Source organism: Staphylococcus croceilyticus, from assembly GCF_002902575.1.
Classification (GTDB): Bacteria; Bacillota; Bacilli; order Staphylococcales; family Staphylococcaceae; genus Staphylococcus; species Staphylococcus croceilyticus.
This window is the reverse complement of sequence record NZ_PPRD01000111.1, coordinates 1-669: the sequence shown is the minus strand read 5'-3', so window position 1 is coordinate 669 and position 669 is coordinate 1. Positions and strand designations below refer to the sequence as shown.

1 protein-coding gene is annotated in these 669 nt (G+C 30.2%); it reads right to left on the bottom strand.

From position 1 onward, the window contains the following. Positions 1-13: 13 nt before the first annotated feature. Positions 14-669, bottom strand: a 656-nt coding sequence (locus CD128_RS10895; protein WP_231917316.1) for a transposase, incomplete at its 5' end; no start/stop codon positions are given.

The window sequence follows — 669 nt, the reverse complement described above, 5'->3', positions numbered from 1 at the left end:
AATTATAATTAGATTAAGCGACAAAGAGGAAATCAGACTTTTTTAGTCTTGGTTTCCTTTTTATTTTCTTAAATAATCGTTCTTTGACAATTATACGACATTTGAAATTATCAAAGTTACGATAACCGTAGGCTATGCGTTTTTGAACTTTAATTTTATTATTAAAACCTTCAATAGGTCCATTTGATAAATGAGGAGAATTGAACGTATTCATAATATGAGGTGAAAATTTATCGAATGTTTTTAATACTCTATTTAAACCTTTAGAAATAGATGTTTCGTTTTTAATACAATTAAAGAACGTTTCCGATTGATTAAGTTTTAAAGCCCGTCTAAGCTGATGGCCCACTTGATGCGTAGATTTAAGTATGTCACTTTCTTCTAACATATAATCCAAGACACCTTGAGGTGTCATCCATTTATCAAAGAGTTTCACAGGACCATAAACAAAGCTTTCTAGGTTTTCTGTGTCGGTAAGAAATATCTTCCAATGACGTTTTAACTTATTATAAAATCGTTGGTCTGTGTATCTAACTTCATTCATCAAACGAATACGCGCAGTGTTAATTTCTCTATTAATTGATTGAACAATGTGAAAACGATCAATAACGATGCGTGCATTAGGGAATAATTCCTGAATCATATAAATATATGCTTCAAACATATCAA